This is a genomic window from Microcoleus sp. M2_D5 (assembly GCF_036701935.1).
In the GTDB taxonomy this organism is placed as follows: domain Bacteria; phylum Cyanobacteriota; class Cyanobacteriia; order Cyanobacteriales; family Microcoleaceae; genus Microcoleus.
In genome coordinates, this window is sequence record NZ_JAUBRP010000086.1 from 10,441 (window position 1) to 25,191 (window position 14,751).

The 14,751-nt window shown below is 44.6% G+C and carries 10 protein-coding genes; 4 read left to right on the forward strand and 6 right to left on the reverse strand.

Annotation, left to right across the window (positions count from 1 at the left end):
- Window positions 1-94 precede the first annotated feature (94 nt).
- The gene (locus tag QUA50_RS25490; protein ID WP_333298835.1) at window positions 95-277 is read left to right on the forward strand and encodes a hypothetical protein; all 183 of its coding nucleotides are present in this window, start codon (window positions 95-97) and stop codon (window positions 275-277) included.
- Here QUA50_RS25490 and QUA50_RS25495 read toward each other — a convergent pair.
- Window positions 274-2,991, reverse strand: coding sequence for a protein-arginine deiminase family protein (locus QUA50_RS25495; protein ID WP_333267963.1), 2,718 nt, complete (start codon window positions 2,989-2,991; stop codon window positions 274-276). The two genes, QUA50_RS25490 and QUA50_RS25495, sit on opposite strands and share 4 nt — an antisense overlap.
- A 283-nt stretch (window positions 2,992-3,274) precedes the next feature.
- Between QUA50_RS25495 and QUA50_RS25500 the strand changes: the two genes are divergently transcribed.
- Entirely contained in the window at window positions 3,275-3,913 is a 639-nt protein-coding gene (locus QUA50_RS25500) for a Uma2 family endonuclease (protein ID WP_333267965.1), read from the forward strand.
- A gap of 144 nt (window positions 3,914-4,057) precedes the next feature.
- On the opposite strand, the gene QUA50_RS25505 is transcribed toward QUA50_RS25500, so the two are convergent.
- The 5 genes from QUA50_RS25505 to QUA50_RS25525 all read right to left on the reverse strand — a co-directional run bounded on the left by QUA50_RS25505 (window position 4,058) and on the right by QUA50_RS25525 (window position 11,836).
- Window positions 4,058-7,060 (reverse strand): type ISP restriction/modification enzyme, encoded by a 3,003-nt coding sequence (locus tag QUA50_RS25505; protein WP_333267966.1) that lies wholly within the window; start codon window positions 7,058-7,060, stop codon window positions 4,058-4,060.
- A 674-nt stretch (window positions 7,061-7,734) separates the two neighbouring features.
- On the reverse strand, window positions 7,735-8,430 hold the full coding sequence (locus QUA50_RS25510; protein WP_333267968.1) for a hypothetical protein: 696 nt from the start codon (window positions 8,428-8,430) through the stop codon (window positions 7,735-7,737).
- 290 nt (window positions 8,431-8,720) lie between these two features.
- Window positions 8,721-10,130: an NAD(P)(+) transhydrogenase (Re/Si-specific) subunit beta gene (locus QUA50_RS25515; RefSeq protein ID WP_333267970.1), complete on the reverse strand. Its 1,410-nt coding sequence runs from the start codon at window positions 10,128-10,130 to the stop codon at window positions 8,721-8,723.
- Window positions 10,127-10,420, reverse strand: a complete 294-nt coding sequence (locus tag QUA50_RS25520; RefSeq protein ID WP_006633295.1) for an NAD(P) transhydrogenase subunit alpha — start codon at window positions 10,418-10,420, stop codon at window positions 10,127-10,129. The genes QUA50_RS25515 and QUA50_RS25520 overlap by 4 nt, the downstream gene beginning before the upstream one ends.
- A 267-nt stretch (window positions 10,421-10,687) precedes the next feature.
- Window positions 10,688-11,836, reverse strand: coding sequence for a Re/Si-specific NAD(P)(+) transhydrogenase subunit alpha (locus QUA50_RS25525; protein WP_333267973.1), 1,149 nt, complete (start codon window positions 11,834-11,836; stop codon window positions 10,688-10,690).
- A 582-nt stretch (window positions 11,837-12,418) separates the two neighbouring features.
- Between QUA50_RS25525 and QUA50_RS25530 the strand changes: the two genes are divergently transcribed.
- The gene (locus QUA50_RS25530) at window positions 12,419-12,931 is read left to right on the forward strand and encodes a DUF2808 domain-containing protein (protein ID WP_333267975.1); all 513 of its coding nucleotides are present in this window, start codon (window positions 12,419-12,421) and stop codon (window positions 12,929-12,931) included.
- A 419-nt stretch (window positions 12,932-13,350) separates the two neighbouring features.
- A complete protein-coding gene (locus QUA50_RS25535) occupies window positions 13,351-14,622 on the forward strand; it encodes an MFS transporter (protein WP_333267977.1) in 1,272 nt (423 codons plus the stop codon).
- Window positions 14,623-14,751 lie beyond the last annotated feature (129 nt).

A 14,751-nucleotide genomic window follows, 5' to 3' on the forward strand; every position in this document is an offset into this window, starting at 1 on the left:
GGAACAGGCATCTTGCCTGTTCATAAAAATGGTACTTGTGTGGAACAGGCATCTTGCCTGTTCATAAAAATGGTACTTGTGTGGAACAGGCATCTTGCCTGTTCATAAAAATGGTACTAGGGAGGCGGGTTTAGGAGGTATATTGAGATTTACTGTTGGGTGGGGGCGGGTTTACGAGATTGTTCGTTACAGGCGAGTATTGTTGGTGAACCCGCCCCTACAAATTCCTGATTCACGATTCCCGATTCCCGATTCCCCATGCCCGATTCCCAATTAGTAATTATTAGGCAAAGACTGCCAAAAAGGCCGCTCTTCTGGCTTCCTCACAGTATTCGTCGCCGACTGCACGTTTCCTTTTAATTCTTGATAATACCTGTCATCCAGGAAACTAACGCTGACGCCAGCAGGAAGCAGCAGTTGGCGCAATCTTTCCTGAGTGTAATCTACACCGTCAATCATTGGCCCGCGCGGATTTGAAACTAACAACTTGCCGTTAACTGGCACCGAATTGACCATATTTGGCCACCAAGCATAACCGCTGTAGCCAAACATCACCGGAACTTGAACAATTTGGTCGTCTCCGAGTAAAAACTCTCTTTTCAACTTCTCTATAATCGGATTAAGTTTCTGATTTTGCAAATAGAGATTGTGTTGAATTAAAGCACGGTTTTTCAAGGCGGCGCTGACAGTTGTTTGAGTGCTCAAACCGCGATTGATCGGCACATCGCCGTAACCTCTTCCCTCCAATTCTTCCAACAGCTTAACTCCGGCTTCGGGACTGGCGATCGCCATTACATATTGTCCGGGAGTTTGAGCGGGAATAAAATTGATAATTTCATCGACTTGGCGAGTCAAAAGCCAAGAAGTATCAATATCCACTGGCGGCCCTTGAATCCTCTGAGCTTGAATAAAATCAAGCACCTCTGGATTAAAACTACCATTTCCAGAATTCCCGTAATAAACTCGACCCATTGGGTGTCCGGGAATCGGCGGTGTCACCTGCAAATTGCCGTATCCGTCAGACCACTGACTTACAGGGTCTAAAGAACGAGGATTGCCAATTTTAACTACTTTCAAATCAGGGTTTTGAGTAGATTTAACAGGCGGGTTTTTCTCTGGATCGCTATTGCTTTTGAGGGCGACATTAAACTGGCGGATCTCCGATTTTTCGGGGAGTTGAACGTATCCGTTTTTCTGGGTATCTTGCATCCAAGTGCGATCGCCCTGGATAATTTTTACCTTAGCGCCCGTGGGTTCTACTGCTTGTTTGAGTTGGGAGATAAATTCGCTGTTTACCGCGCCTCTGTCGCTGACCTGAACTTCGGTTACTGGTGCTGTATTGGGCGCTATCATCCAAGGACTAACGCCCATTTGAATAGTTGTGGAAGCGATTTCTTGACCGTTGTTTTGGGCAGTTGCTTTGAGATTAACAGTGCCGTTCCAATTGCGATCGGCAAATTGTTTTGCTTCGACACCTAAAACAATATTCGTGCTGAAAACTAGAGGTTTAGCACCGGATATATCTACAGGTTGCCAGCCGTCGCCCGTCTTTTGGAAAACGCTGATGTGAGGGCTAGCAATGCTGTCAGCCGTGATAAATAACTGAGAGGTTTTGAAGTTTTCAGATAGTGTTAAGTTAACTTGAGACAGCATTGCTGCACGGCGGGGAGCGCTAACTTTGGTTTGTTTCCAAGTCGGTATCTTGCCGCGATCGTTATTGCGATCGTTAAATGAAATTAGCGCACCACTGGACAAAGACCATTGTTCTTTTCCAGCTTCGTCTTGCTGGTTAATTTGGCCATCTCTGTTGGTATCTCCCGCAAAGAAAAAGTTCGACGGGGACGCGGCGGGTGTAACTGGGGTGGGGGTTGGTGTTGCAGTTGATTCAGGAGTTGGTTGAGGAGTTGCTTGCTGATTTCTCTCTAACTCTTGTCTTTCCAGTTCTTGTCGGGCTAATTCTTGTCTGGCTAATTCTTGCCTTTCAAGTTCTTGTCTAGCTAACTCTTGCTTTTCAAGTTCTTGTCTTTCAAGTTCTTGTCTAGCTAATTCTTGTCTGGCTAATTCTTGCCTTTCAAGTTCTTGTCTAGCTAATTCTTGTCTGGCTAATTCTTGCCTTTCAAGTTCTTTACGGGCTAACTCTTGCCTTTCAAATTCTTGCCTTTCAAGTTCTTTACGGGCTAACTCTTGCCTTTCAAATTCTTGCCTTTCAAGTTCTTTTCGGGCTAATTCTTGCCTTTCAAGTTCTTTTCGGGCTAATTCTTGCCTTTCAAACTCTTGCCTTTCAATCTCTTTTCTAGCCCGGTCTTTTTTCTCTTGCTCTTTTCTCTCTATTTCTCGACGAGCAAATTCTTTTTTCTCTTGCTCTTTGCGGGCTCGCTCTCTTATCTCTTCTTCCTCGGCTCTAATTTTCTCTACCGAACGTGCGACTTGCATTTCATAGGTTGCGACACTGAGGTTTCCTTGATATTCGATGGTTTTGTCGATCGCCCGATCGGCCAAAAAAGAATCGTGAGGAATGAGTCGCAGCGTATTGATAGCCAACTGCCACAGCCGCTGGGACTCTTCCCAAGTAGCAGAAGAAGGATTAGAAGTGCGTCCAATTACTACTGCTTGGGCCGCTAATTTAGCAGCATCGTCCCAATTATATTTAGCTCTTTGTTCTATTTGAATCTGACTTTGAACGTTTTGGAGTTGCTGCGTCAGAGTTTCGGATTGCTGGCGGTGGATTGCGGATTTCCAAAGTTCTGCCGGAAACGGGGCGCTGTCGGGATTTTTGGCAAGGTTATCTAATTGTACTTTGAGCCGATCGCGCAATTTGTAGAGCTCGGAAAGAGATTGCGGAGTTTCGCCCTCTGACTCTCGCCCAGAGAGTGCGAGTTGGTAGTTTAGGGAAGGTTGAGCCATTGTTGTGGGGACTGCAACCCAAATAATACCGATGACGACACCGAAACCATTGATAATGGCGATCGCAATATATTTAACCAAACGCATATAGTTTATCCTCAGACACGCCAATAATTTTACCTAATCTTGGGAGCAATGGGGGATTTAATTGTAAGAACTTACGCATGGCGGCCCAGAAACCGGGTTTTTTACGAAAATACTTTGTTGCTGTTGAGAGATTCGATAAAAACTCCTGGTGGTTGAGCGAAGTCGAAACCCGGTTTCTTTGTCGGAGTCCATAAGATTTGATAATATTTAAGTTATTATATAGTATTCATCACGATCGCATTAACTCTCATTATAATCAAGATAACCTAAACGAGGTAATAGTATGTTGACAAGCGATCTCAATGCTCTACTTGACCAACAAGCACTCCAACGCCAAGATTCCGAATGTCGCTATATTACCGATCGCGTCAACTGGGAACAATATGAAACCTTACTAACCAGAAGTGGTGATACTTCGGCATATCGAGTCACCTATTTAGATGGAGTCTTAGAAATTATGTCACCTTCCCGCCGCCATGAAAACAGAAAAACTCGCATTGGAGACCTTTTACTCATTTACTTTTTAGAAGCAGATATCGACTATTTTCCCTTTGGTTCTACCACCCTGCGGCAAGAGGAAAAAAGCGGTGGGACGGAACCAGATGAAGCTTACTGCATTGGTACAGATAAAGAATTTCCTGATTTGGCAATTGAAGTTGTTGTTACCAGTGGTGGCCTGAATAAATTGGAAGTTTACAGACGGTTAAATGTTAAAGAAGTTTGGTTTTGGCAAAATGAAAGTTTTAGCCTCTACTACCTGCGGGAAGAAATCCCTGTTCAATTTGTCCAAACCTGCGGTTATGAGCAAATCAGTCGCAGCGAAATCCTCCCTGATTTAGATATAGACTTGCTAGCGGAATATGTCCGATATCCCAATTCCCTCGCAGCAGTTAAGGAATTTAGACAACGACTGATTGGATGAGTTGAGTGTTGTAAGTGTAAATGGGTTGATTTCCGATCATCGCACACCAGGTCAGAAACCGGGTTTTTTACGAAAATACTTGGTTGCTGTTCAGAGATTAGGTAAAAACCCGGTTTCTTAGTCGGAGTCCGTAAGTCCTAAACTTTACTCTATGGGAAAACCAGGAATCAGTAGATCGATTTCTACCATCAGTTGCATCGTTTCTTTGAGCGCAACCACCACCTTTTGATAGTGCAGTAAATCATCAAAGGATAAAGTGCGTTTGGCTTTCTTACGGTCTTTGAGCCATTTATCTAAAACCTGATAACCCCCAATTTTCAACTCCCAAACTTCGGGGGCGATGCCTTCAAAATAGCGGGCTTTGTTGATATAAACTCGTTGTTCTGCGGGTTTATAGGTAACTTCGGTAACGGCATTGTCACCATCGCCACTCATTTTAGTAATCAGCTTATTCAGCTTTTTCGATTTCATCAGGTGCAAGTCTACCAATGCCTGACCTTTTGCACCCAAGTCTTTAAATAGCTGGTGGTTACTGGTTAACGGCACGCGGGGAAAGTCGATTTTGAGAAACTCGGCGTAGCGTTGGCGATAGGTGGGGCTGTGGAAGATGGCGTAGATGTAGTAAAATATCGCTTCGGGCGTGGGAATGTAGCCAAGTTTTTCACGAATTGCACTCAAAAAACCAGGAAATAAATTTGTAGTTTTTTCAGTAAATAAACTACCCTGTTCGTTGGCAGTATCAGGATAGGTGTATAGAGGAAATAATTGTCCGTATCCTTTGTTACTAGAAGTAATACGATTATCAACAAGACAATTGGTGGCAAGAACATGATTGAAGATACCTTCAGGTACTTGCCGCACAGTGATTAATCCTAAATTCTCACCTGTCAACATATGGTTCATCACATTTCCCCTAGGCAAACTATGAAACCCTTTCCAATTACTCGTATAGTAGGTATAACGAATGTCAAAAGGACGATAAAGTATTGGTTTAATTTTTGTTTTTGAAATACCTGATAATCTTAAATCTTTTTGAGCTAATTCAATTTTCCAGTCTCTTGTATTCTCTGGCAATTCATAAAACTTAATTGCTTCATTAGGTGAACTACTTGAAAAGTTATTTACTGTTTTCCATACATCATCTTGACTAAAGTGAATAGTTAATGAATCCCGTGCCGTCATGATTCCGGGACTGTTAATATTAAAAATTTCTGTGATTTTACAACCCTTTTCATATTCTGTAAGCAAGGTGATGTTTTGAGGAATAAAAAGGTAAAAAGGCGATAGAGGCTTAAGATTATTCCACGCAATCGTATCAATATCTAAGTTGCTAAGAGCTTCATATTTGTCTGACCTACTTCCCCAAAGTTCAGAATGATGTGTTTCAGCAGATGATGATTTTCCAGGCTGTTTAATGAAAATTCCTATACTTACACCTTGCTGAATATCAAAAACATTTTGATCGGGTTCTCCATTAGGAGATATTTCTTTTTTATTATAATTTCCATGAAGATCCAAAATATAGATATCCGAAAAAGTTTGGATCAGATTTTGACGCATTCCTCGAAAAGTCGGATTATCTAAATATCCATGATTGGTGATGAGCGCTAAAACCCCAAATCCAGTTTCATTAATACGCCATTGAGAAAAACGAATGAATTTTACGTAATCATCTTGCAATCCTTTTGAATTCTTCTCGTCCAATGGCTGACCATCAACTTGATAGTAGTCGCGAACAAGACCGCTAATCCATGCTGCTGTGTTTGATGACTCGTAAGAGTAAGGCGGATTGCCCAACACCACCATCACAGGTGTATCTCCCTTCACCGTCGAAGCTTCATTTGCTTCTTGTGCCACAAACTGACCAAACAAAATCTCTGACTTTTTCAGTGCCTCATCTAGCGTATTGGTGAGGTAAATGCCTAATCGCTGTTTGCCCTTAAATTTGTAACCAAGTTCCTGAAGTTCAAGCCCTAGCTTGAGATGAGCGATGGCATAGGGAGCCATCAATAACTCAAATCCAAACAACCGATTCAGCAAATTGTCTTGCACATAGCTATCCCACTGATTCGCCATGCCAATTTCTTCTAGATTGCGGTAAATTTGCTTCACCACTTCATACAAAAACGTACCCGTACCCGTTGCAGGATCGAGAATTTGCACTTTCGGCTTTTGTGTTATTGGATCTTTGGCATTATCAGCTAATCCCAATGGCAAATCGAAGCGGTCTTTGAGAATAGCATCAACCGATCGCACAATAAACGACACCACAGGTTCCGGCGTGTAATAAACCCCTCGACTCTTTCGCAGGGCTGCGTTATACGCCGCCAAAAATGTTTCATAAAAATGCACCACCGGGTCTTCTTGCCGAGTGCGCTGCCCAAAGTTTTCGAGAATGCTGCCCATATCAACCTGAGACAGCAATTGCACCAAATCGTCGATCGCCCAATCGATCTGACTGACTGCATCCGTTTCGAAGATCGTATTAAACAATCGCTTCAAAAATGGGTTTGTTGCCGGAATATACCTGCCCGCCGTGCGCCGAGTAAACGGTTCACACCCTGGATTTTGAGCATGACCAACTCTTGCCGCAAATAACCCATAAAAAATCGTCTGAGCATACATATCAGCAAAGTCAGCATCATTCAAATCGGGCAACAACACCTCACTAAAGCCCTGTTTCAGTTGATGCAATTCGCCTCCGGTTGCTTCCAAACCCAGCGCCGTTGTTGTTGCTAACCGGATTGCCTTCGTCAACCTCGCCATCTGTCGCGCCAGGTCTTCAGGACTGCTGATAATCTCGCCTGTATAATTGATAAACTGATCTAGCAGAGCCGCAATTTTTTCTGTAGCCCTTACTTGCAGCTTATTCTCACTACGGTCTGCTAAAATTTCCTTCTGCCTGCGCTTCCCATTCACATACCAACGAAACTCTAAATAATTGGTCAATACTAGATTCGGAAACGCTTCTATATACCGCTGCAATTGCTCCGATTTTTCTATCTGATCCAGGTCTAGCCCAACGTCTTTGGCTTCTACATAACCCACCAATAGCTCTCGCCGCCTTACGGTAAAGTCTGGAATCCCTGCCTTGTTGCCTTTTTCTTCAATGACGGCATCAATGCCCTTGTCTGAGTCATCCAGCAAATCTTTCAGCGCTGGATAATGGCTGCGCTCGCTACCTTTTTGCAGGTTATTTTGAATCGACTTGAGGTAAGCATCAAAAGATATAGACGGCATTGAATCAGTTTCCTGGTTTAGTTTGGAAATGTTTTATAAATTCGTTTAATGCTATTCTAGTAAATAGAATAGTCCTGGAGATAGGGGCCCAGAAACCGGGTTTTTTAGCAAAATACTTCGTGGCTACCGACAGATTAGATAAAAACCCGGTTTCTTTGTCGGAGTCAGTAAGCCCTATATGGATTTATTCTCTTTTTCGCTGACCGAAAGGTAAAAATCATGAAATGTCGCTGTTATTTCTTAATTTTTATCCTTATTGGATTATCCTTAACAAGCTGCGGGCAACCGCCGTCATTTCGAGAAATCGATCGCACATTGAAACATAGTAATGCGCTCGCAGAACTTAGTTTAAAGCTGCAAACAGACGATGTAACCAAGAATAACACCCCCGCGAGTCCGAAGAGTGGGAAGTTCGATCGAACTACAAACTCACCGGAAGAAAGTGCGATCGTATTAGGGATATTCGGGTTTCAGTTGATATGTTATTTGTTAGTTTGGAAGTTTCGCGGGAGGGAAGAAGCTAACAGGATGCTGAGAAGAATCAGAAGAAGAGTGAAGTGAGGATAGATACTTGCTAAACCTCATTTTTTCTTAGTGCGGTTGCGTTTTCTCGATTCAGCCGCCATATTTTTTGCTTTTTTTTGCTTTTCTTTACTTGCCTTAGAGCGATTGACAGCACTGCCACTTATCAGTTTGCTTGACAATCCAAATATATCGGAGTTTTCAGATGCAAGCCTAGGGGCAATGCTAGCATTATATAGCTCCTGAAATTGTGTTAGACCTTCCCCCGTACTCATATCAAACCCTGCTTGATGACCGAGAGTCACAAAGGATTTGGCAATTCCGAATTTAGAGGAATCTCCCATAATCTCTTTAAATTCCGGCTCGATATCCCGGAGGTATTTGATAATTGAAGTGGCATTTCGCAGTTTAAATTCTCGCTTCAAAAATTGCCAGAACGCCAATAATTCCGGGATAGCATTTTCACCTTCTTCCGGCGAAAGCAAACTCACTTTCCTGGGAAACAACTCTTCGACTACAGTTGCCACATCTTCCACTTTCATGCGAGGCAGCGTAAAACCTTCATAGCCGAAACCGTAATGAATGAACTGCGAGATCCAAAATCCAACGTCTGGATAAGTTTTACAGTATTCTTCTCCTTCGGGAGAATTGACAAACAGCTCGATTAGCGTTTCCTGATAATCTTCGATGAGCGGTTCTGCTTCGTCATAATCTAGGCCGTCTAGTTGGCGGATGTTAAAAGGTTTATCTGACATAGTTGAAAAATTTTTAATTTACTTGACTTTAGCTCTAAGGCTAGTACAATTTTTGCAGTTATATTAATTCTTTAGGATTTCCTTATATTTAAAAAATCTCCGATCGCAGGTATATTTGACTAGCACCGATCGCCCGTGACTATTTAAACCAAGCTAGCATTGCATAGAGCGATCGACCCCAAAACACACTCAAAACCAAATCAAAACAAAAACCCGGTTTATCCAAAAAACCGGGTTTAATTATCTGCGTTAATCCGCGTTAATCCGCCTTAATCTGCGGTTGCAAAATCCTACAATTGCTTCACCTCAGAAACCAATTTGGCAACCACATCCTTAGCGCTACCAAACAACATCATCGTCTTATCCTTATAGAACAACTCGTTATCAACACCGGAAAAACCAGCACTCATCCCGCGCTTAATCACGATCGTATGCTTAGCTTTATCCACCTCCAAAATCGGCATCCCGTAAATCGGGCTCGCCGTATCGTGACGCGCCGCCGGATTCACCACATCGTTAGCCCCGATTACCAAAGCCACATCAGTTTCGTCAAACTGCGGATTGATATCGTCCATATCGTACAACTGCGGATAAGGCACGTTTGCTTCCGCCAACAGCACATTCATGTGCCCCGGCATCCGCCCAGCCACCGGGTGAATCGCGTATTTCACGTCAACACCCATTTTTTCCAAACCGTCGGCTAACTCGCGCACCGCGTGCTGTGCTTGCGCTACAGCCATTCCGTAACCGGGAATAATTACAACCGATCGCGCATAACCCAACATCATCGCACTTTCTTCGAGATTGATGCTGCGAACAGTTTTGTCGATCGCACCAGCAGCCCCAGCAGCACCCGCAGCACTACCGCCACCGCTACCAAAGGCGCTAAACAGCACGCTACCCAAGGATCGATTCATCGCCTTGCACATGATTTGCGTCAAAATAATCCCCGACGCGCCCACCAATGCACCGGCGATAATCAGCATATTGTTCATCAAAATGAACCCAGCCACACTCGCCGCAATCCCCGAATAAGAGTTAAGCAGCGACACCACCACCGGCATATCGCCGCCCCCAATCGGCAGCACAAACATGATGCCCAGGATATTGGAAATCGCCACCAAACCGAGGAATACCGGCACATTTTCGGGATTCGCCAGCATATAACCGCTGCCGGCTAAAAGTGCGATCGCCAGCGCAGCATTAAACGGCTGTTGCAGCGGAAACGTCATCGGCGCACCAGGTAGCAATTCTTGCAGCTTCGCAAACGCCACAAGGCTACCAGTGAAGGTAATTCCGCCAATCAACACACCCAAAAGGATCGTGATTGTCGCATCAGGCGTCGGCGATTCCGGGATGCTGAGATAGCGCCAGAATTCGCCCACAGCAACGAGTGCAGAAGCCGCGCCCCCGAAACCGTTAAGCAAACCCACCATCTGCGGCATATCCGTCATCGCGACGGTTTTCGCCATAATTGTTCCCAAAATGGAACCGACGATAATTCCGACAGCAATCAATTCGTAGCTGATGACTTGCTTTTCCAGCAACGTACCGACGATCGCAATCAACATCCCGATCGCAGCTAACACATTCCCTTGACGGGCGGTTGCAGGGGAACCCAACTGTTTCAAACCGATAATAAACAAAGATGCGGCAACTAAATAACCTAGTTGAATGCCACTGGGCAGAAAATCGCTCACGCTTTAACCTCTTTTTTCTTGAACATTTGCAGCATTCGATCGGTTACTAAGAAACCGCCCACTACGTTAATTGTGGCCAGGGCGATCGCGATCGTCCCCAAAATCGAAGTAACAGTCACATTGCCTTGGCCTGAAATCAGAATTGCGCCTAAAACCGCAATTCCCGAAATCGCATTCGATCCCGACATCAAAGGTGTGTGCAGCGTCGGCGGGACTTTATTAATGACTTCAAATCCCACAAACGACGCTAGAGTAAACACCACTAAACCTGCAATCAATCCTTCTGCCATAACACTTGGTAATTGGTAATTGGAAATAACTCGTTCCCGGTTGGGTCCGCCAGTCCGCCAGGGAATCAATTCCCTGGCTAATAGCCCAAGTCCTCGCTATGAGGACTAATAGACCTCTCCAATAATTCTTGTGGAACAGGCATCTTGCCTGTTCAAAAAAGCCTTTTTGGGAGATATTTAATCAGTTCTTTAGTCCTCATAGCGAGGACTTTAGCTTTGAGGCAGGGGTTTCAACCCTTGCCGGACTTTGCCTCATAACGACCGAATCTAACTGACGGCTGAAGCCTGAGCAGCCAAAGCATCGCGAACTCGCTGGTTGCTAATTTCACCGTCGCGGGCAACGCAAGCACCAGCAATGATATCGTCTTCAAAATTCAAATTGAGTTCCCGATCTTTCACCATCAACTGAAGTAAAGCCGAGATATTCTTCGAGTAAGTTTCGCTAGCGTGGACAGGCATAGACGAGGGCACATTAATCGGGCCGATGACATTAACGCCGTTCCATTCAACATCTTTCCCAGCTTCCGAACATTCGCAATTTCCGCCTTGTTCGGCTGCGAGGTCAACAATTACCGATCCGGGCTTCATTTGAGAAACCATTTCTCTAGTAACTAAAATAGGTGCTTTTCTGCCGGGAACTTGAGCGGTTGTAATCACTGCATCGGAAGCGCTGACGTGTTGGGTGAGCACTTGGCGGGTGTATTCTTTGGCTGCTTCCGATAATTCTTTTGCATAGCCCCCTGCTGCTACTGTTTCTTCCTTGAGTTCGACATCAAGGAATTTAGCGCCCAAACTTTGCACTTGTTCTTTTGTTTCCGGGCGGATGTCGAAGGCTTCGACTACCGCACCCAAACGGCGCGCCGTGGCGATCGCCTGCAAGCCAGCAACGCCCGCACCCATTACCAATACTTTCGCGGGGCGAATTGTACCCGCCGCCGTTGTCAGCATCGGAAAATACTTTGGCAAAGCGGCGGCTGCGATCAGTACCGCTTTGTAACCGGCGACGTTACCCTGAGATGACAGCGCATCCATACTTTGAGCGCGGCTGGTGCGCGGGATCATTTCCATGCTGAATGCCGTTACTTTGCGATCGGCTAAACGCTGCACTAAAGCCGGATCTGCCAGAGGATTCAAAAATCCGATGAAAACGCCTCCTTCCCGGAGTTGATGAACTTCTGATTCTTGCAGGGCCCCGATTTTCACGACGACATCGGCTTCGCCCCACAGCCTAGCGGTATCGGCGACAACCTGAGCTCCCGCTTCTTCGTAAGCAAGATCCGAGAAAAAGGATTTTGCCCCCGCACCGGCTTCCACCCAAACTTCGACGCCTTGTTTTACTAATCGGGCTACAGCGTCGGGTACTAAAGCCACCCGGCGTTCCCCTGCTGCTATTTCTTTTGCGATCGCTAATTTCATGAACTCTCCTTATTTAAGCCTTCCCAGGGCGGTTGAAACCGCGCCTACACAGACAAAACCTGCCTCCGCAGGTTTCTTGAAGTGCGATTTTTCATCGCCCGATGCCTTGCTTTACATTGAAGCAGCCGTTGCCCTAAAGTTCTCTCGTTGATACTAAAGCCGATCGCCTAAATTCGACCCGTATCTTTAACTTATCTTATACATTCAAATTCACTAAATTGTTAAGTTTGCCACCGATTATGATATAATTTTGTGTCGTCTAACTTTGTAGTTTGAATGTCAGTTATCAGTATTACGCAAAATTACGCAAAAAATAATTGACGATCGAGCAATTTGTTCGGAGGTTCCCAGATTCAGCGTTTCGGAGACTTAGGATGGAGGCACAGAAAAGCGTCGGGTTCTAACCAGCCCCCAGATTCATTCTCAAAGCAGACGGGAGTAAATCTAAAATCTAAAATCTAAAATCTAAAATCGGCTCGCCCTCATCAAATTGCTGAGACATTCGATATATTGTAGGCACGATCGCAAATTTCGGGCGAGCAATATTAAAGGTTCACCAAGAGTTTAATTAGAGGAGTTGTTATGCGACGATTATTTTCAGCACTAGCGGTTACAGGTTGCTTGGTGGCTGGATTACCCGCCATCAGTTTAGCCCAATCCATGCCAGGATTCACGATTTTCGGCGGCCCCGAACGCGCCAACCAATTAAACTATCGCTTAGATTACGGTACAGCCGGGATGAGTGGCGATAGATATCGCCTGCGAATTCCTTCCAAAAAAGTAAGTTTGGCGATCGCCCAACTGAACATATCCTATCCAGACTACTACAAAGGCGAATTTGACCAAAAAGACATTAAAGTGCGCGTCAAAAACAAAACAATAGAATTGCAAGAAGTAATCTGGGACAAAGAAAATCGATTCATAGAAATTTATCCCAAAGAACCAATTGCCGCCGGCAACAATGTTGAGGTTGTACTCTCCAACGTCAGAAACCCATCCCCTGGCGGAATGTACCATTTCAACGTCCGCATCCGCACTCCTGGGGACGTTCCCTTGCTGCGTTACCTCGGTACTTGGCTGTTGAGCATTAATTGAGAGAAGGGTTCGGGGAAGGAATTTCTCGTTAGTCAAGCGATCGCGACAGAAAAATTTAAATGTGGCGATCGTTTTCCTGCAGGCAAGAATTTAACTCTACTCAAATCCTGATTTTCCTCACATCTTGCACCATTCTCGCTTAACAGGCTGGACGGCCTGTTCCACAAAGAGTGAATTTTCTCGCTTCACAGGCCCGAAAGCCTGTTCATAAAAAGCTTATTGAGAATGGTCAACATCTCAGTTTTCGGGAGTTGTAAAATAGAACCTTCGGCTCATATCCCAATTCTCAATGATTCGTAATAATGAGTCTAGGGGAAGTCCCCCGATAGTTGCCCTTCGCTAATTAGGGGTAGACTTAGGGGCGCTACCCTAAAAAATGTTTACCAATCAAATAGGATTGCTAAGGCCGTACTTGCAGCATGAATCTACTAGCAAAAATCAAAACAATAAAACTTCCTCCAGCGCTGCGATCGAGAAATTATCGCCTGTTTTTTGCAGGACAAGGCCTCTCACTGATTGGCAGTTGGATGACGCAAGTCGCTACAGTTTGGCTTGTCTACAATTTGAGCGATTCACCTTGGATGCTCGGCGTGGTAGGATTTACAAGTCAAATACCCACATTAATTTTACTGCCTTTTGCAGGAGTTTTAATCGATCGCTGGAACCGGCACCGAGTCATAATTGCCACTCAAATATTAGCAATGGTTCAATCCTTAGCGCTAGCATTTTTAGCGCTAACAGGAGTCGTTAACATTTGGCAGATCCTGGTACTGAGTTTCTTCCAAGGGGCAATTAACGCCTTTGACGCGCCGGCACGGCAAGCTTTTGTACCGGAACTTGTAGAAAAGAAAGAAGATTTAGGAAATGCGATCGCCCTCAACGCTTCCATGTTCAACGGAGCCAGATTAATCGGCCCAGCAATTGCAGGTTTGCTAATAGCTACAGTCGGGCCAAGTTATTGCTTTCTCATTGACGGACTCAGCTACATAGCTGTAATTGCAGGCTTATTAGCGATGCAAATCAAGCCCCGAAAAATTGCAGCAACTAATACCAAACCATTACAAAGATTAAAAGAAGGATTCGTTTATGCCTTCGGGTTTCCCCCGATTAGAGCAATTTTACTGCTATTAGCATTAGTAAGTTTTGCCGGGATGTCCCACACAGTATTAGTCCCAATTTTTGCCACCAAAATTCTGCAAGGCGACGCACAAACCTTGGGGTTTTTGATGGCTGCTTCGGGAGTCGGAGCATTTGCGGGGGCGATTTCTTTGATTTCGCGCAAAAGTGTAGTTGGCCTCGGCAAATGGATTGCGATTTCACCCGCAATTATGGGATTCGGGCTGATAGGTTTTGGTATGTCCCGCGTCTTATGGCTGTCATTAATCATGATGTTGTTTGTGGGGTTTGGTTTCATTTTGCAATTTGCAGGAGGAAACACATTTTTGCAAACAATTGTAGAAGACGACAAACGCGGAAGAGTGATGAGCATATACACAATGGCATTTTTTGGAGTGACACCCTTTGGTAATTTAGTTGCCGGCGGATTAGCAAATTATATCGGCGCTCCCAACACAGTCATCATAGGAGGTATAATTTGTGTTTTAGGCTCAATAGTTTTTACCAAACAGTTGCCAGCTTTAAAAAACTTCGTCCGACCACTTTATCAAAAAATGGGTTTAATCTCGCAGTAACAATGTACCGTCAAATCACAAATGCCAACCTTAAACAAGATTCCCAAAGCTAATAAGCTGATACGCAGCTAGATTGTATAATATAAATATAAGATAAGCGATAATTAGTTATAATGTATGCCAGCCAAA